Below are 17,705 nucleotides of genomic sequence, written 5' to 3' on the forward strand. Positions count from 1 at the left end.
TGGGGACGTGCTCTCCAGTCTCTCCCGTCCCAAGGCGCTCGCGGTGTGCGCGCTGCCCGTCGTCGCGCTCTTCGCCGTCGTCGGGCTCGCGCCGCTGCCCTATGCCATCGCGCAGCCCGGTACGACCGCCGACGTGCTCGGCAAGGACAAGGGGCAGGAGGTCATCACGATCACCGGCGCCCCGGTCCGGCCCTCCGAGGGGCAGCTGCGGATGACGACGATCGTCGCGACCGGGCCGTCCACGGACGTGGACCTCGGGGACGTGGCCGACGCCTGGTTCCGTACGGACCGGGCCGTCCTGCCGCGCGACTCCGTCTACCCCCCGGGGAAGTCGGACGCCGAGGTCGAGAAGCACAACCTCGGTCAGATGAAGGAGTCGCAGGACGCGGCCACCCTCGCCGCCCTCGACTACCTCGACGAGGACCCCGAGAAGGTGAAGGTGGACCTGAACCTCGCCGACATCGGCGGGCCCAGCGCGGGTCTGCTCTTCTCCCTCGGCATCGTCGAGAAGCTCGACGGCGACGGCGCGGGCGGGGACCTCACCGGCGGCCGGACCATCGCCGGCACAGGGACGATCGAGGCGGACGGTTCGGTCGGCGCCGTCGGCGGGGTCTCCCTGAAGACCCAGGCCGCCGCGCGGGACGGGGCCACCGTCTTCCTCGTACCGAAGGCCGAGTGCTCGGACGCCCAGGCCGAGCTCCCGAAGGGGATGCGGCTCATCCCCGTCACCGCGCTCAGCGACGCGGTGGCGTCCCTGAAGGCCCTGGAACAGGGGCAGGAGGCGAAGGTTCCGTCCTGCTGACGGGTGCACCGGCGGTGGCTGCGCCGTCCCCTGCCGTCCGCTCGGGCGGCGGCGCGTCCATGCCCCGCCAGGCCGGGAAGACCAGCGGCGAGAGCGTGGCGAGGAAGTAGAGCCCGCCGATCCCGAGCAGGGTCGCCGTCAGCCCGGCGCGCTCGACGAGGAAGCCCGCCGCCAGGCCGCCCAGCGGGGTCGTCAGGAGCACCCCCGCGGTGCTCGCGCCCATGACACGGCTGCGCAGCGCGTCGGGGACCTGCTCGTACATCACCGTGGTCAGGATCGGGTTGAGGACGCCGACGCCGAACCCGGCCGCCGCGAGCGTCACGAGCAGGGGTGTGGTGGTGTCGGTGAACGCGGCCACCACGTACGGCGGGGCGCCGCCGAGCAGGAAGCCCGCCGTGAAGACGGCCCGGCGCGGGAAGCGCTGCCCGACCGCCCCGTAGAGCAGGGCGCCGGCCAGGGCGCAGCCGCCGAAGACCGACACGAGCAGGCCCTGGGTGGCGGGACCGCCGAGATCCTGGCGCGCGTGGACCGGAAGCAGCACCGAACTCCAGCTCTGGTTCAGGCCGTTGGTGACCATCACCATGACCGTGATGCCGAGCAGCAGCCGCGCGCGGAACAGGAAGGCGTACCCCGCGCGCAGATCGGCCCGGTAGCGGGCCGGGGAGAGCCGGGGGCCGTCCCGCACCGGCTCCGCCGAGGGCACCCCGCGCAGGCCCGCGGCGACGAGCAGCGCGGAGAGGCCGAAGGTCGCCGCGTCGACGACCAGGACCGTGTCGGCGCCCAGGAACGCCACGAGGAGTCCGGCGACCGCGGCCCCCGTCATCCGGGCCCCGCGCGCCACGGCGTCGTACAGACTGGCGACCCGGGGCAGTGAGGTCCCGGCGCGCCGGGCGAGATCGGGGACCAGGACGTGCCGGGCCATCTCCCCGGGTGCGTGGAAGAGGCCGGTGACGGCCATCAGGGCGCACAGCATCCAGAACTCCAGGACGCCGGCGCGGTGCAGCAGCGGGATCGCGGCCAGCGCGAGCCCGCAGACCAGGTCGGAGGCGACGCTGACCCGGCGGCGGCCGATCCGGTCGATGACCGGGCCGCCGGCGATCGCGGAGACGAGGACGGGCAGGGCCGCGCAGAAGGCGACGACACCGGCCTTGCCGGGGCTTCCCGTGGTGTCGAGGGCGAACCACGGGACGCCGATGAGGGTGAGTGAATTCCCTGTGATGGAGACGGCGTTGGCGGTGAGGACGGTCGCGAGGGGAACCCGGTCCCGCTTCGTCCCGCTGTCCGGCCCGGGCGTGTTCGGCTCGGGCGTGTTCGGCTTCGCCGCGTCCGCGTCGTTTCCCCCCGGAGTGGTCATGCGGCCAGGCCGACCGGGTGCCGGTGCGCGGGCGTGGCCAGGCGAAGCCCCAACTCGACCATTCGCCAGCCGAGTTGTACGCGGAGGGCGGGGCCGGGGACGCGCGGGGCGGTGGTGGCGGCCGCGCGGTGGAGTTCGGCGGCGTGCAGCTGGTGGAGCTGGAGGTGGATGTCGGCGTGCATGACTCCGTGGTTCCTTCCGTCAGTTCTCGTGCTGCGGGAACGCGTGCAGATGGATCCGTACGCGCTCGGCGTCGGGCGCGTCGGCCTCCTCGATGCCCCGGTACGTCTCGATGAGCGCGTGCATCTTCTGGTCGAGCTCGCGGAGCTTCTCGGGGGGCAGCCGAAGGGTGAAGTCGCTCATGTCGGAGACGCCGATCCACGCGTCGCCCCAGTCGTGCCGGGTGCCGAGGTAGGTGCTCAGCTCCTGGGTGTGGATGGTCGCGATCTCGTGGACGTAGAGGTCGAGGGCGCCGCGGACCTCCGGGTCCGGGTTCCGGGAGAGCGTCTCGTCGACGGTCACGCCCTGCTGGCCTGCCTTCCACCACCGCTCCCGCCCCTTGCCGCGCGTCGGGTCGTCCTCGACGAAGCCGTGGGCCGCGAGCTGGCGCAGGTGGTAGCTGGTCGCTCCGCTGGACTCGCCGAGGCGCTCCGCGAGTTGGGAGGCGGTGGCGGGTCCGTGGGCGCGCAGGGTGCGCAGCAGCTGGATGCGGAGGGGGTGGGCGAGCCCGCGCAGGGTGCGCGGGTCCAGGGGGCGGGTCGGGAAACCTTCGGGCTCGGGCATGGTCCGAGCGTAGAGTTGCAAAGGACTAGTTGCAAGGCTTTCTTTGCAAATAGTCCTTTGTAAGCGGTGGGTGTTCGGCGTTCGGTGCCTACTCCTGCGCCGCCTACTCCTGCGCTGCCTGCTCCACCAGCGGGATGATCCGCAGCGGCACCGGGTTCTCCATCACGATCGCCGTCGACGCCCGCACGATCCCCTCGAACGCCACCACCTTGTCGATCACCCGCTGGAGGTCCGCGTTCGAGCGGGCGACGAGGCGGCACAGCATGTCGCCGTGGCCCGTCGTCGTGTGCAGCTCCAGGACCTCCGGCACCGTCGCCAGATGCCCGCGCACATCCGCTCCCTGCCCCTGCTTGATCTCCAGGGTCGCGAACGCCGTCACCGGATAGCCGAGCGCCGCCGGGTCCACCTGCGGCCCGAAACCCCTGATCACCCCGCTCGCCTGGAGCCGGTCGAGGCGCGCCTGCACCGTCCCCCGCGCCACTCCGAGCCGCCGCGAGGCCTCCAGGACCCCGATGCGCGGCTCACGTGCGAGGAGCGTGATGAGCCGGCCGTCCAGATGATCGATCGCCACAGCGGTCTCCCCATGGTCAGGATGTACAAGTCGCACGGCCATACTCGCCGGTCGCTGTGCAACATGACCAGTGGATCAGCGAACTCTTGCGCACCTTGCAGAACGGCGGGACATTGCTGCCATGACTGAGACCATCGATCACACCCCCTCCACGGCGCGGCAGGCCGATCCCTTCCCCGTGAAGGGAATGGACGCGGTCGTCTTCGCCGTCGGCAACGCCAAGCAGGCCGCGCACTACTACTCCACCGCGTTCGGCATGAAGCTCGTCGCCTACTCCGGACCGGAGAACGGCACCCGCGAGACGGCCAGCTACGTCCTCACCAACGGCGCCGCCCGGTTCGTGTTCACCTCCGTCATCAAGGTCACCACCGACCGGGGCCGCTTCCTCGCCGACCACGTCGCCGAGCACGGCGACGGCGTCGTCGACCTGGCCATCGAGGTGCCGGACGCCCGCGCCGCGTACGCCTACGCCGTCGAGCACGGCGCCACCGGCCTCACCGAGCCGCACGAGGTGAAGGACGAGCACGGCACCGTCGTCCTCGCCGCGATCGCCACGTACGGCAAGACCCGCCACACCCTCGTCGAGCGCTCCGGCTACGACGGCCCGTACCTCCCCGGCTTCGTCGCCGCCAAGCCGATCGTCGAGCCGCCGGCCAAGCGGACCTTCCAGGCCATCGACCACTGCGTCGGCAACGTCGAACTCGGCAAGATGAACGACTGGGTCGGCTTCTACAACAAGGTCATGGGCTTCACCAACATGAAGGAGTTCGTGGGCGACGACATCGCCACCGAGTACTCCGCGCTCATGTCGAAGGTCGTCGCGGACGGCACCCTCAAGGTGAAGTTCCCGATCAACGAGCCCGCGATCGCGAAGAAGAAGTCGCAGATCGACGAGTACCTGGAGTTCTACGGCGGCGCCGGCGTCCAGCACATCGCCCTCGCCACCAACGACATCGTGGCCACCGTGCGCGCGATGCGGGCCGCGGGTGTGTCCTTCCTCGACACCCCCGACTCGTACTACGACACCCTCGGCGAGTGGGCCGGCGAGACGCGCGTGCCCGTCGAGACCCTGCGCGAGCTGAAGATCCTCGTCGACCGCGACGAGGACGGCTACCTGCTGCAGATCTTCACCAAGCCGGTCCAGGACCGCCCGACCGTCTTCTTCGAGATGATCGAGCGGCACGGGTCGATGGGCTTCGGCAAGGGGAACTTCAAGGCGCTGTTCGAGGCGATCGAGCGCGAGCAGGAGAAGCGCGGCAACCTCTGACCGCGACGCCGCACCCGCAGGGCCCGGGGCCACCTCCCGGGCCCTGCGGGCTATGTGGCAGCTGTCGGCCGGCCCGGCGGCCCGCCGGCCTCGGCCCGGGCGCGCGTGGCCGCCCACCGGGCAGCTCCGGCCCGCCGGGCTGGGCGGCGCCCGCCCCGCCCCCGCTCCACTGTGGCGGCGCCGGCCCCCGCCGGGCTGCGGCGGTGCCCGCCCCCGCTCCACTGTGGCGGTGCCCGCCCCCGCCCACCCCGTTGTGGGCATCTGTTCCGCTGGGGCGGAACGGGTGGGCACAACGGACGGTGCCCCTTGCCGGGCCTAGGCTTCCGCGCCTGTACCCGCACCACAGGTGCGGTGCACCGTGTGTGCGGGCCAGGGCGCAAGTGGCGGAGGCGCCGCCGAGCGCGCCGTCCCGTGTGCCCACCCGTCCCGCCCTGCGGGACGATTGCCCACACGGGCGGTGGGGAGGGCGGCGGGCGCGGCCCACGCGCCGGGGGCGCGACCCGCACGATGAGTGCGCGGCCGGCAGGGCGGTGGCGCGGCCCGCCCAGCGGTCGCCGTGGCCCGCGCGGCAGTGGCGTGGCCCGCGCAGCAGCGGCCGTTCGTGCAGCGGCCATCCGATCCGGCGGGCTCCGGCCCACGCGGGGGGTGGGCCGGGGCACCGTCCACATGTGTACGGCGCCGCGTGGCAGGGCCCAAGAACCGGCTACTCCTGCGGCCGCGCCACCCGGCGTCATCCAGGAACCGGCTACTCCTGCGGCCGCGTCGCCGCTGGCGCCGCCCCCGGCGGCGTGCCCGGGCCCGCCCCCCGTCCCCTCTCCGATGCCGATGCCGCGACCGCCACCGGCGCCCCATCCGGGCGGAGTTCCTTCGGGAGTTCCTTCGACGGCTCGCCGAGCACCGCCAGCGTCGCCTCCGCCCTCGGCGCCAGCAGCGGAGAGAAGTGCGGGTTGATCCGCAGCGCCTCCGCCACGTGCCGCCGCGCCGGCCCCTGGTCCCCCAGGGCCCGTTCGATCTCGCCCCGGTGGTACGCGAAGAGGGCGCTCCGCAGGCCCTCCTCCGTGGCCCGTGTCGCGTACTCCAGCGCCTCCTTGGGCTGACCGGCCCGGTACAGCGCCCAGCCGAGCGCGTCCGCCACCCGCACCGAGCGGTGCCCGCGGGCCCATTCCGCCCGCATCCGGGTGACCGCCGCCGCCGCGTTGCCGTGGTCCGCGTCGAGCAGCGCCAGGGCCACCTCCCCGTCGGCCCAGGTCCCGGTCCGCAGCCGCTCGTACAGCGTCCGCGCGTCCCCGTTCAGGCCCAGCGACTCGGACAGCTCGCCCGCCTCCAGGACGTACTCCGGCAGCGGCAGCCGGGCCAGTGCCGCCCGCCAGTCCCGTTGCGCCTCGTCGGTGCGGCCCAGCGCCGCCAGCGCCCGCGCCCGGCCCGCGAGCGCCGGCCCGTGGTCCCGTACCTGCGTCAGCGCCGCCCCGAACCGCGCGAGCGCCTCGTCCGGTTCACCCCGCTCCCACGCCAGGTCCCCGAGCCGCGTCAGCGCGGCCGCCTTGTCCGGGGCCGTCTCGGCGAGCGCCACCGCGTCGAGGGCCGCCGCGTCGGCGTCCTCGCGCCAGCCCCGGTCGCGGTAGGTCAGCGCGGCCCGTGTCCGCACCATCGGGCCCGTGTGGAGCCCCGCCAGGCTCTCCATCGACTTCTGGGCCGCCTTGTAGTCGCCGAGGCCGTTGTACGCGTCCATCAGGACCGGGTACGCGGGCCAGCGGCGCGGATCCGCCTTCCGTACCTTCTCGCCCCACTCCTTGGCCGACTTCCAGTCGCCGCGCGCCCCCGCGAGCGCCCCCAGCCCCAGCTGCGCGGCCGTGTTGCCGCGCGCGGCGGGCCGTTCGGCCAGCGAGCGCCGCAGCGCCCGCTCGGCGCGCGGATAGTCCTGTACGTCGCCGAGCCGCGCGCCCCGCTCCGTGTAGGCCGCGCCGAGCTCCGCCCAGGACGCGTCGTCGTCGGGGTGGGCGCGCAGCCACGCCTCCCGGTCGGTGATCAGCGCGGCCAGGTCGGGGAGCGAGGCCTGCGCGCCCGCGTGGGCCGCGATCGTCGCCCGCTCCGCCGGGCCCGGCGGGGGCGGCGGGCCCTGGTCGAGGAGCTCGGGGACGTAGAGGAGTGCCGTCGCCGCGAGCACCGCGCCCACTCCGGCAGCGAGGACCGTCCTCGACACGTTCTGGGTCTTCATGGCGCTCACTGTGCGCCCGCCCGCACCTGTACGAAGAGCACACGAAGCGGCTGCCCCGGCGGGTTCACACCGATGGCCCCGGGTGCCACGCTGGAGTCATGGACGATCTTCTGACGCGGCTGCGCGCCGGGCTGCCCGCCGAGGCGCTGCTCACCGATCCGGACGTGACCGCCTCGTACGCGAACGACATGGCGAGTTTCTGCGAGGCGGGCTCCCCTGCTGTCGTGGTGCTGCCGCGCACCGTCGAGCAGGTGCAGCACGTCATGCGCACCGCGACCGAACTCCGCGTCCCCGTCGTCCCGCAGGGAGCCCGCACGGGCCTCTCCGGCGGCGCCAACGCCTCCGAGGGCTGCATCGTGCTCTCCCTGGTCAAGATGGACCGCATCCTGGAGATCAACCCGGTCGACCGGATCGCCGTCGTCGAACCGGGTGTCGTCAACGCGGTGCTGTCACGGGCCGTCGCCGAGCACGGCCTGTACTACCCGCCGGATCCGTCCAGCTGGGAGACGTGCACCATCGGCGGGAACATCGGCACGGCCTCCGGCGGCCTGTGCTGTGTGAAGTACGGGGTGACCGCCGAGTACGTCCTCGGCCTCGACGTCGTCCTCGCCGACGGCCGGCTCCTGACCACCGGCCGCCGTACCGCCAAGGGCGTCGCCGGCTATGACCTGACCAGGCTCTTCGTCGGTTCGGAGGGCAGCCTCGGCATCGTCGTCCGGGCCGTGCTGCAGCTCAGGCCGCAGCCTCCGGCGCAGCTCGCGCTGGCCGCCGAGTTCCCCTCCGCGGCCGCCGCCTGCGCGGCCGTCTGCACGATCATGGAGCGCGGCCACACCCCGTCGCTGCTCGAACTCATGGACCGCACCACCGTCCAGGCCGTCAACAAGATGGCGCGCATGGGCCTGCCCGACAGCACCGAGGCGCTGCTCCTGTGCGCCTTCGACACCCCCGACCCGGCCGCCGATCTGGCCGCGGTGGGGGAGCTGTGCGCGGCGGCGGGCGCCACGGAGGTCGTTCCGGCCGCCGACGCCGCCGAGTCCGAACTCCTCCTCCAGGCACGCCGGCTCTCCCTCACGGCCCTGGAGACGATCAAGTCGGCGACGATGATCGACGACGTGTGCGTGCCGCGGACGCGACTCGCCGAGATGCTCGCCGGCACGGCGGCGGTCGCGGAGAAGTACGACCTGACCATCGGCGTCTGCGCGCACGCCGGCGACGGCAACACCCATCCCGTCGTCTGCTTCGACCACACCGACGAGGACGAGTCGCGGCGCGCGCGGGAGTCCTTCGACGAGATCATGGCGCTCGGGCTCGCGCTCGGCGGCACGATCACCGGCGAGCACGGCGTGGGCGTGCTCAAGAAGGAGTGGCTGGCACGGGAGCTGGGGCCGGTCGGACTCGAGCTGCAGCGCGGGATCAAGGCCACCTTCGACCCGCTGGGGCTGCTCAACCCCGGAAAGCTCTTCTGACCCGCGGGATACGGGGGACCTGAGGGACCTGAGGGACCCGAGGGACCTGAGGGACCTGAGGGACCTGAGGGATACGGGGGATCCGGAGGCCCCGCGGGGGCGCACAGGTACGGCGCTCGCCGGTGCGGCGCGCACAGGTACCGCGCTCACAGCTCGCCGTCCTGCGACTCGTCCGACGGCCACGGGTCGCGCAGCCACAGCTCGTCGGCGATCACGGTGGTCGCCAGGAGTTCGGCGAGCCCGTCGTCGATGCCGAGCCGCTCGCACTCGGTGCCCGGCGGCACCGCGCGCAGGGTCCGCTCCAGCCAGGCGGACACCTGCGCGGAGGGGGCTTCGAGGAGGGCGTCGCCGTCGGGGGAGGAGAGCGCCATCAGGATGACGCTGCTGCCCTCGACCTTCGTCGGCCAGATCCGCACGTCACCGTGGCCGCAGGCCCGGAACACGCCCTCGACCAGGAGTTCGCGCGCGAACGTCCAGTTGACCGGGTGGTCGGTGCCGATGTGGAACGTGATGTGGACGGCGTACGGGTCGTCCGTGCGGTAGGCGAGCCGGGCGGGGACGGGGACGGCGCGCTCGGGCGAGAGCACCAGCTTGAGCTCCAGCTCGCGCTCGACGGTGGTGTTGTCGGTGTTCTGCATGGTCGTGCTCCCTCTCGCGGACCGGCCCCGTGCGGGCCTTCACCGGGAGAGAGCGGGGCAGCCGCGGTTCATTACGCGACTTCGGAAAGTTTTCTCGGGAAGATTTCCCGGGAAGTTCTCCGGACGTGCTCACCGGGCTGCGGAGCGCGGGGCATGTCCGGCCCGAACATCACCGGGAGTGATCGATTCCGGTACGTCTCCTCCTCGAAGGCGGCCTTTCTCGCGGGCTCTTTGTTCCCTCGGGGACGTTCTTCGTTACTGTCCTCCTTGGGCGCGGCACGCCCGGCACGCGGCCGCGCGGTTCAAGGGCGTTGTGACTGAACGGAGTCGGGGCAGTGGCTACTCCTCCTGGAGGCGGCGGAGAGGTACCGCAGGCGGGGTACTACCCGGACCCGTCCATTCCCGGGTACATCCGGTACTGGAACGGGGGCGCCTGGGTTCCCGGTACGAGCAGGCCCGCGCCCACGGACGGTGAGGTTCCGCAGGGCCCGCCGGCCTCGGCGATCCCGGCCGGCCCGATCCTGGCCTCCGGCCCGGCGCCCGCACCGGCCGCCGCCCAGCCGGCCCGTTCCGAACCGGAGCCGGTCCAGCCGCAGCAGCCCGTACGGCACCAGCCGCAGCACGTCCAGGAGCAGCGGCTCCCGGCGCAGGAGAGCCAGCCGCAGCAGAGCCCCGCGCAGCACCAGCCGCACGAGCGCCACGAGCAGCAGGTCCCGTCGCACCAGCTCCCCGAGCGCCGGCTTCCGGCCCAGCAGCTCCACGAGCCGCCGGTCCCCGCGCAGTCGTACCCGTCGCAGTCCGCGCCCCCGCTCGAACCCGTGCGCCCCGCCGCGTCCGCACCCGCGCAGGACCGGGCGCCTGCCCAGCTCCCCGCGCAGGACCGGGCGCCCGCCCCGGCTCCCGTACCCGCCGTGGAGGAGACCGGACCCGTCTTCTTCGACGAGGACCCGGCCCCCGCGGAGCCCGCGTCGGCCTGGCAGGCGGACACCTCCCGCCAGACCGGCTTCGGCGGCGACCTCGACCAGAAGGTCTCCTGGGGCGCGCCCCGGACCCCCGACCCGCGCACCCCGGCGGACTGGCCGGTCGCCGGTGCGGGTGAACCCGAGCCCGAGAGCCCGGCGCGGTCCGCGGCCCCGGCGGCGGACCCCCGGGCCACCGGGGGAGCGGCGCGCCTCGGCGGGATGCCGGTCACGCGGATCCCCACCCCCGCCCCCGAGCCCGCCGCCGCCCCTCAGCAGCCCCAGCCGGCCCCGCAGGCCCCCCGGCCCCAGCCGGCTCCCCAGCCTGCCCCGGCGCCCGCGCCCGCCCCCGCGCACCAGGCGCCCGCGCCCGCCCCGGCGCCCGCCACCCCCTCCTGGGCCCAGCAGCCCCAGCAGCAGGGCCAGTCCCAGGCGCAGCAGGGCCGGCCCCAGCAGCAGGGCCAGTCCCAGGACCCGCAGCAGCCCGTCGTCCCCTGGAAGCCGCCCGTCGACGACCTGTTCGTCCAGGCGGCCCGCGCGCAGGCCTCGGCGCGTCCCGCCGGGCTCGGCCGGCGGCTGATCGCCCGGCTGGTCGACACTCTCGTCCTGGGGGCGCTGGTCGGCGCCGCCGCCTTCCCGTTCGTGACCGCCGCCCTCGACCACATCGACGGCAAGATCGAGGCGGCCAAGCAGTCCGGCGCCACCGTGCAGGTGTGGCTGGTCGACGGCACGACCTCCGTGCAGTTCGGCATCGCGCTGGCCGCGTTCTTCGTCATCGGCGTCCTGTACGAGGCGCTGCCCACCGCCAAGTGGGGGCGCACGCTCGGCAAGAAGCTGTGCGGGATCGAGGTGCGGGACATCGAGGCGCACCAGCCGCCGGGGTTCGGGGCGGCCCTGCGCCGCTGGCTCGTCTACAGCGTCCTGGGCCTGCTGGCCATCGGCGTCCTCAACGTCCTGTGGTGCCTCTTCGACCGCCCCTGGCGGCAGTGCTGGCACGACAAGGCGGCCCGTACCTTCGTGGCGCGCTGATCCGCGGCCGCCGGGCCCCGGCGGGACCGGGCGGTCCACCGGCGGCGGGCGGGTCCCCCGAACGGGCGGTGATTCCTTGCGGGGGCGCCCGGCCCGGGATGCACTGCCCCCATGAGCACCGACCAGCCGCCGCCCGGCCAGCCGCCCGAGGAGGACCCGTTCCTCAAGAGGCCGCAGGAGCCTCCGCCGCCCTCCGCAGGCCAGCCGCCCCCGGCCGGGCCGCCCCCGGAAGGGCCTCCGCCCGGGGGGCCTCCGCCGGGCGGTCCGCCGCCGGAGGGTCCGCCGCCGGGAGGTCCGTCGCCCGGGAGTCCGTACGGACCCCCGGGTGGTTCGCCGTACGGTCCGCCGGGCGGCTCCCCGTACGACAGCGCGCCGCCGCCCCCGTACGGCGGCTACGGCGCCGGGTACGGAGGGACCGATCCGCTCTCCGGGATGCCGCCGCTCGCCGAGTCGGGCAAGCGCATCATCGCCCGCGTCATCGACTGGCTGATCATCGCGATCCCGCTGGCGATCATCGGTATCCCGTTCAAGATCTACTCGCGGGCGACCGAGGACGGCAACGACTTCGGCGACACGGTCAACAGCCTCAACGGCGGTAGCCAGCTGGTCTTCCAGCTGATCACGATCGTCGCGTTCGTCGCGTACGACACGGTGATGGTGGCGAAGAACGGCCAGACGCTCGGCAAGAAGTGGATGAAGCTGCGGGTCGCCATGCTCAACGACGGCTCGACGCCGCCGATGAGCCAGTCGCTGCTGCGCGCGATCGTCCTGTGGCTGCCCGCCCTGGTCTGCTGCGCCTGCCTGTGGCCGCTGCTCCTGCTGATCCTGATCCTGGTCGACAAGCCCTACAAGCAGGGTCTGCACGACAAGGCGGCGAAGACGGTGGTGGTCTCCGTCCCGCAGTAGCCGAACCGGCGCCGTCCGCGGGGAACCGGCGGAGACGGCGCATCACGGACGAGGTGTCACGAACCGGTCCGGGTGTCGACTCCCGCGCCCACGCGCGCGGTCGGGACCCGGACCTCTTCGTGCGCGGCGGGCGCCGGAGTCGGTGCGGCGGTCTTGACGCCGTTCGTCCGCGGGGGCATCGTCACGGCCACGAGCAGTCCGAGCAGCAGGCCGGCGAGGCTGATCACCGTGATGCCGAGCGTGCTCGTCGTACCGGAGAGCAGCAGCAGGGCGACGGTCGCGAGGACGACGGTGGCCGAACCGTAGGTGAGTTGCGCGGCGTTCGGACGCTGCATGACACGTACCGCCCTCTCAGGACAACGGTTCGACTCCTGGTCCGTGGATGCCCGGGCGGAACCGAAGTAAGCATGACCTCACCCAGGATGCGGGGGCACGGGGTGCACGGGGGGCGCACGGAGTCATGGGTCATGTGATTTTTACCCGTAAGACGCCCGTCGATCGTCCGATAATCGGAATTCATCTCCCGCATAGTGCAGTTGGTATGTGCAAGTCAAGATCTGTCTTTTCTTGCGTACCTCCGGTCGAATGTCGTCACTTGTGACGCGCGACCCGCCGGACGGACACCCCACCTTCGGTCCGAAGCGCGGGCGCCGGGGAGGACATATCAAGTGACCAACAGACGACGGGCGATCAGAACGTCCGCAGTTGTTGTGGCGCTCGCGGCCACCGCCGCCACCGCCTCGACCTTCACCACCGCATGGGCCGACAATCACGGCAGCGTGAACCCGGCCGATGTCCGTCACGACCCGGCGCCCGGCGCCGGGATCGACAAGACGGCGGTCGACCACGACCTCGAGGGTCCCTTCAGCGAGCAGCAGGAGCAGCAGCGCAAGGCTGCCCTGGAGCAGGTGCTGAGCGGCGAGTCGAAGGTGGAGCGGCGCAACGGCTCCCAGGTCGTCAAGCTCGACGACAAGAAGTACGTCGAGCTGGGCCGTGAGAAGACCGACAAGATCTTCACGATCCTCGTCGAGTTCGGCGACAAGGTGGACAACACCACCCTCGTCGACCGCGCGGACGACGACACGACCGAGCCGAAGCCGAAGTTCGGCGGCACGCCCGGTCCCCTGCACAACCAGATAGCCAAGCCGGACCGTGCGCACGACAACTCCACGGACTGGAAGGCCGACTACAACCAGCAGCACTTCCAGGACCTGTACTTCGGCACCGGCAAGGACGCCAAGGGTCAGGCCAAGCAGTCGCTGAAGACCTACTACGAGAAGACCTCGTCCGGCCGTTACTCGGTCGACGGCAACGTCTCCGACTGGGTCAAGGTCGAGTACAACGAGGCCCGTTACGGCTCGAACTACTGCGGCAACAGCAACTGCTCCAACGTCTGGGACGCGGTCCGCGACGGCGTCACCGCCTTCGTCGCCGACCAGAAGGCCAAGGGCCGCACCGACGCCCAGATCAAGGCCGACATGGCCCAGTACGACCTCTGGGACCGGTACGACTTCGACGGCGACGGCAACTTCAACGAGCCCGACGGGTACATCGACCACTTCCAGATCGTCCACGCGGGCGAGGACGAGTCGGCGGGCGGCGGCGCCCAGGGCGGCGACGCCCTGTGGGCCCACCGCTGGTACGCCTACGGCACCAACGCGGGCAAGACCGGCCCGGCGAACAACAAGGCCGGCGGCACGCAGATCGGCGACTCCGGCATCTGGGTCGGCGACTACACGATGCAGCCGGAGAACGGCGGCCTCGGCGTCTTCGCGCACGAGTACGGCCACGACCTCGGTCTGCCGGACCTGTACGACACCTCCGGCCTCTCCGGCGCCGAGAACTCGACCGGCTTCTGGTCGCTCATGTCCTCCGGCTCCTGGCTCGGCCGCGGCAAGGACGCCATCGGCGACCTGCCCGGCGACATGAACGCCTGGGACAAGCTGCAGCTCGGCTGGCTGAACTACACCAAGGTCGCCAACGAGGCCCGCAAGTGGAACTCCACCCACAAGCTGGGCGTGGCCGAGTACAACACGAAGAACCCGCAGGCGCTCGTCGTCGAGCTGCCGAAGAAGGCCGTCACCACCGATGTCGTCGCGCCCGCCGAGGGTGCCTCGCAGTGGTGGAGCAACATGGGTGACGACCTCAAGAACACCCTGACCCGCTCCGTCGACCTGACGGGCAAGACGTCCGCCTCCCTGAAGCTCAAGGGCTGGTACGACATCGAGCTCGACTACGACTACCTCTACACCGAGGTGTCGACCGACGGCGGCGCCAACTGGACGGCCCTGGACGGCACCGCCGACGGCAAGCCGCTCCCGCGCGACGCCAGCGGCGCCCCGGCGCTGACCGACGTGTCGGGCACGCACAAGGAGCTCGTCTACGGCCTCGACGCCTACGCGGGCAAGAAGTTCGACCTCCGCTTCCGCTACCAGACGGACGGCGGCGCCGGCGGCAAGGGCTTCACGGCCGACGCCATCACGCTGACCGCCGACGGTGCCACCGTCTTCGCGGACGGCGCCGAGAACGGTGACAACGGCTGGGCGGCCAAGGGCTTCTCGCGGGTCGGCAAGGGCTTCACGAAGGAGTACGAGCAGTACTACATCGCGGAGAACCGCCAGTACGTCTCGTACGACTCCACCCTCAAGGTCGGCCCGTACAACTTCGGGTTCACCGGTGACAAGGCCAGCTGGGTCGAGCACTACGCGTACCAGAACGGCCTGCTCATCTGGAAGTGGGACCTCTCCCAGAAGGACAACAACACCGCGGTCCACCCGGGCCAGGGTCTGATCCTTCCGGTCGACTCCCACCCGACCCCGCTGAAGTGGAAGGACGGCACCCTGATGCGCAACCGCGTCCAGGCGTACGACTCCACCTTCGGCACGTACAAGACCGACGGCATGCTGCTCCACAAGGCCGACGTCGCGTCCTTCGTCCCGTCGCTGCCGGGCAACCCGGTCTTCGACGACCGCAAGGGCACGTACTGGTTCAAGGAGACGGCGCGCGCCGGTGTCCAGGTAACTGACACCAACACCAAGATCCAGGTCGTCAAGGAGCCGTCGAACGGCGAGACGATCACGGTCCGCGTGGGCCCGTCCACGAAGTAATCGGTAAAACCGCAGGTCAAGCCATGATCGGCCGTCGCCCCTCTAGCGGGCGGCGGCCGATCGTGTTTAGGTGCGTCTGACGCATCAGACCGATGTTCTTATTGACAGTCGATCCACGGGGGAGTGGTTCCGCATGCCCAACGGAGGGTTCTGCAAGTTGCCGGGAGGCAGCGTGGTCGTCGCGATAGGGCTGCCCAGCCCGGCCCGCGACGGCGCCAGCGTCCGCTTCCTGGTCCACGCCGCCAACCGTGCCCGCGCCCTGACCCGGCTGCGGAACCTCGGGCTGCGCGCGGTCTACCTCCGGGGCAACAGCGAGCCGCCCACGCCGGACGAGATCACGGCCGTCCTCCACCACCCCGACGGCCTGCTGTGGAGATCCGCGCCCGGCGCGGCCCAGGAGCTGTGGCACCCCGTACGGACCCTCCCCAGGGAGCCGGCCGCCTGAGCGGCCCCGCCGGGCCCCGCGGCACCGCTCAGGCCACCACGGGCTTGCCGGTCAGCTCCACGCCCGCCGTCCGCAGCTCCTCCAGGGCCCGGTCCGTCGTCTCCTTCGCGACGCCGGCCGTCAGGTCGAGCAGCACATGAGTGCGGAAGCCCGCGCGGGCCGCGTCCAGAGCCGTCGCCCGCACGCAGTGGTCGGTGGCGATGCCCACCACGTCGACCTCGGTGACGTCCCGCTCGCGGAGCCACTCCGCGAGCGTCATGCCGTTCTCGTCGTGGCCCTCGAAGCCGCTGTACGCCGCGTCGTACGCGCCCTTGTCGAAGACGGCGTCGATCGCCCCGCTGGCGACGGCCGGCGCGAAGTTCGGGTGGAAGCCGACGCCCTCCGTGCCGGCCACGCAGTGCACCGGCCACGAGGTCACGTAGTCCGGCTCCTCACCGGCCGGCGCGAAGTGCGCGCCCGGGTCGACATGGTGGTCGCGGGTGGCGACCACGTGCCGGTAGGAGCTGCCCGCCGTCTGGCCGACCAGGTCGGTGATGGCGGCGGCGACGTCCGCGCCGCCGGTCACCGCGAGGCTGCCGCCCTCGCAGAAGTCGTTCTGAACGTCCACAACGATCAATGCGCGGTGCATGGCGGGTGTCCTTAGCGCGTCGGGGAGGGGTGGGACCGAGCCTAGAGAATCGGCCCGCCCACCGGGAGGGGGCGGGTCCGGTCTCCGCGGGCTCCGGAGTGCCTCCGGAGGTCCTCTAGAGATATTCCGTCGGGAGCACCGGCTCGCCCCGGGAGAGCTGCATCGCCGACATGGGCAGCGCGGCGCGGGCCGCGATGTGCCGGGCCCGGGCGGCCTCCAGGGGCTCCCTGGCCACCACGTCGCCGCCCTTGACCAGCTCGACCAGGAGCTGGTGGTCGGCGAGCTCCGGCGGTACCGGGCCGGTGCCCAGGACCTCCGCCTCGGCGACGCCGTACGCGTCGGGGCGGCGCGCCGCCCACTTGCGTCCGCCGACCGAGGCCTTGCCGCCGAGGGACTTCTTGGCGACCGGGGTGAGGGGGGCCCTGAGGTCGGCCGAGGAGGCGCGGGCGACCAGCTTGTAGACCATGGAGCAGGTCGGGTGGCCGCTGCCGGTGACCAGCTGGGTGCCCACCCCGTAGGCGTCGACCGGGGCCGCCGCGAGGGAGGCGATGGCGTACTCGTCGAGGTCCGACGTGACGACGATCTTCGTGTCCCGCGCACCCAGCTCGTCAAGCTGCTGCCGGACGCGGTGGGCGACGAGCAGCAGGTCGCCGGAGTCGATCCGGACGGCCCCGAGCTCGGGGCCCGCCACCTCGACGGCGGTGCGCACGGCCTCGGCGACGTCGTAGGTGTCGACGAGCAGTGTCGTACCGCGGCCGAGGCTCTCGACCTGGGCGCGGAAGGCGTCCCGCTCGCTGTCGTGGAGGAGCGTGAAGGCGTGGGCGGAGGTGCCGACGGTCGGGATGCCGTAGCGGAAGCCCGCCGCGAGGTCGGAGGTGGAGTCGAAGCCGCCGACGTACGCGGCGCGGGAGGCGGCGACGGCCGCCAGCTCGTGGGTGCGCCGGGCGCCCATCTCGATCAGGCGCCGGCCGCCGGCCGCTGCCGACATGCGGGAGGCGGCGGCGGCGATGGCGGAGTCGTGGTTGAGGATGGAGAGGATCACCGTCTCCAGGAGCACGCACTCGGCGAAGGAGCCCTCGACGCGCAGCACGGGCGAGCCGGGGAAGTACACCTCGCCCTCGGGGTAGCCCCAGATGTCGCCGGTGAAGCGGTAGCGGGCGAGCCATTCCAGGGTCGGCTCGTCGACGATGCCGCGCTCGCGCAGGAAGCCCAGGACGGCGGGGTCGAACCGGAAGTTCTCGACGGCGTCGAGGACCCGGCCGACGCCCGCGAGGACGCCGTAGCGCCGTCCCTCGGGCAGCCGCCGGGTGAAGACCTCGAAGACCGAGCGCCGGTCGGCGGTGCCGCCCCGGAGGGCTGCCTGGAGCATGGTCAGCTCGTACTGGTCGGTGAAGAGCGCGGTCGACGGCACGTCCACCGGCAGCCCAAGGTCCGCAGCGTTCATGTCAGCGATGCTAGCGCAGAAATCGTCAGAGTGACGAATAGTGGCGCGAGCGGGTGACGGGCGGGTGACCCGTTTGTGCGACGGGCCCTCC

At 72.5% G+C, this 17,705-nt stretch carries 16 protein-coding genes; 7 read left to right on the plus strand and 9 right to left on the minus strand.

The features are described from left to right. Window positions 1-7: 7 nt before the first annotated feature. Window positions 8-802 carry a S16 family serine protease gene (locus AMK27_RS27165; RefSeq protein WP_073913402.1) on the plus strand — a complete coding sequence of 265 codons (795 nt, stop codon included), beginning with the start codon at window positions 8-10 and terminating at the stop codon, window positions 800-802. Here the strand turns inward: AMK27_RS27165 and AMK27_RS27170 are convergent. The 4 genes from AMK27_RS27170 to AMK27_RS27185 all read right to left on the minus strand — a co-directional run bounded on the left by AMK27_RS27170 (window position 735) and on the right by AMK27_RS27185 (window position 3,510). Beyond that, window positions 735-2,156 (minus strand): MFS transporter, encoded by a 1,422-nt coding sequence (locus tag AMK27_RS27170; protein ID WP_073913404.1) that lies wholly within the window; start codon window positions 2,154-2,156, stop codon window positions 735-737. The genes AMK27_RS27165 and AMK27_RS27170 overlap by 68 nt on opposite strands. Beyond that, window positions 2,153-2,338: a hypothetical protein gene (locus AMK27_RS27175; protein WP_073913406.1), complete on the minus strand. Its 186-nt coding sequence runs from the start codon at window positions 2,336-2,338 to the stop codon at window positions 2,153-2,155. Before AMK27_RS27175 ends, AMK27_RS27170 begins: the two co-directional genes overlap by 4 nt. A gap of 19 nt (window positions 2,339-2,357) precedes the next feature. Then, a complete protein-coding gene (locus tag AMK27_RS27180; RefSeq protein WP_073914409.1) occupies window positions 2,358-2,939 on the minus strand; it encodes an ArsR/SmtB family transcription factor in 582 nt (193 codons plus the stop codon). 103 nt (window positions 2,940-3,042) lie between these two features. Next, window positions 3,043-3,510, minus strand: a complete 468-nt coding sequence (locus tag AMK27_RS27185; protein ID WP_041662431.1) for an Lrp/AsnC family transcriptional regulator — start codon at window positions 3,508-3,510, stop codon at window positions 3,043-3,045. Window positions 3,511-3,631: 121 nt separating this feature from the next. On the opposite strand from AMK27_RS27185, the gene hppD reads away from it, so the two are divergent. After that, entirely contained in the window at window positions 3,632-4,777 is a 1,146-nt protein-coding gene (hppD, locus tag AMK27_RS27190; protein ID WP_073913408.1) for a 4-hydroxyphenylpyruvate dioxygenase, read from the plus strand. Between the two features lie 745 nt (window positions 4,778-5,522). Here the strand turns inward: hppD and AMK27_RS27195 are convergent. After that, a complete protein-coding gene (locus AMK27_RS27195; protein ID WP_241847616.1) occupies window positions 5,523-6,992 on the minus strand; it encodes a tetratricopeptide repeat protein in 1,470 nt (489 codons plus the stop codon). 98 nt (window positions 6,993-7,090) lie between these two features. On the opposite strand from AMK27_RS27195, the gene AMK27_RS27200 reads away from it, so the two are divergent. Then, window positions 7,091-8,458: an FAD-binding oxidoreductase gene (locus AMK27_RS27200; RefSeq protein WP_073913410.1), complete on the plus strand. Its 1,368-nt coding sequence runs from the start codon at window positions 7,091-7,093 to the stop codon at window positions 8,456-8,458. A gap of 146 nt (window positions 8,459-8,604) precedes the next feature. Here AMK27_RS27200 and AMK27_RS27205 read toward each other — a convergent pair whose 3' ends face one another. Then, window positions 8,605-9,096, minus strand: coding sequence for an SsgA family sporulation/cell division regulator (locus AMK27_RS27205; RefSeq protein WP_073913412.1), 492 nt, complete (start codon window positions 9,094-9,096; stop codon window positions 8,605-8,607). 335 nt (window positions 9,097-9,431) lie between these two features. Between AMK27_RS27205 and AMK27_RS27210 the strand changes: the two genes are divergently transcribed. Together AMK27_RS27210 and AMK27_RS27215 are read left to right on the plus strand one after the other, a co-directional pair. Beyond that, window positions 9,432-11,084 (plus strand): RDD family protein, encoded by a 1,653-nt coding sequence (locus AMK27_RS27210; protein WP_079188610.1) that lies wholly within the window; start codon window positions 9,432-9,434, stop codon window positions 11,082-11,084. A 111-nt stretch (window positions 11,085-11,195) separates the two neighbouring features. Beyond that, window positions 11,196-11,990, plus strand: a complete 795-nt coding sequence (locus AMK27_RS27215) for an RDD family protein (RefSeq protein ID WP_073913414.1) — start codon at window positions 11,196-11,198, stop codon at window positions 11,988-11,990. Window positions 11,991-12,046: 56 nt separating this feature from the next. Here the strand turns inward: AMK27_RS27215 and AMK27_RS27220 are convergent, their stop codons facing one another. Continuing rightward, window positions 12,047-12,325, minus strand: coding sequence for a hypothetical protein (locus AMK27_RS27220; protein WP_073913416.1), 279 nt, complete (start codon window positions 12,323-12,325; stop codon window positions 12,047-12,049). 333 nt (window positions 12,326-12,658) lie between these two features. Between AMK27_RS27220 and AMK27_RS27225 the strand changes: the two genes are divergently transcribed. Continuing rightward, on the plus strand, window positions 12,659-15,097 hold the full coding sequence (locus tag AMK27_RS27225; protein WP_073913418.1) for an immune inhibitor A domain-containing protein: 2,439 nt from the start codon (window positions 12,659-12,661) through the stop codon (window positions 15,095-15,097). 133 nt (window positions 15,098-15,230) lie between these two features. Beyond that, window positions 15,231-15,542: a hypothetical protein gene (locus tag AMK27_RS27230; protein WP_073913420.1), complete on the plus strand. Its 312-nt coding sequence runs from the start codon at window positions 15,231-15,233 to the stop codon at window positions 15,540-15,542. Between the two features lie 28 nt (window positions 15,543-15,570). Here the strand turns inward: AMK27_RS27230 and AMK27_RS27235 are convergent, their stop codons facing one another. Both AMK27_RS27235 and AMK27_RS27240 read right to left on the minus strand, forming a co-directional pair. Next, a complete protein-coding gene (locus AMK27_RS27235; protein WP_073913422.1) occupies window positions 15,571-16,170 on the minus strand; it encodes a nicotinamidase in 600 nt (199 codons plus the stop codon). A 115-nt stretch (window positions 16,171-16,285) separates the two neighbouring features. After that, window positions 16,286-17,614, minus strand: a complete 1,329-nt coding sequence (locus tag AMK27_RS27240; protein WP_073913424.1) for a nicotinate phosphoribosyltransferase — start codon at window positions 17,612-17,614, stop codon at window positions 16,286-16,288. Window positions 17,615-17,705 lie beyond the last annotated feature (91 nt).

It is taken from the genome of Streptomyces sp. CB02009, from assembly GCF_001905825.1.
In the GTDB taxonomy this organism is placed as follows: domain Bacteria; phylum Actinomycetota; class Actinomycetes; order Streptomycetales; family Streptomycetaceae; genus Streptomyces.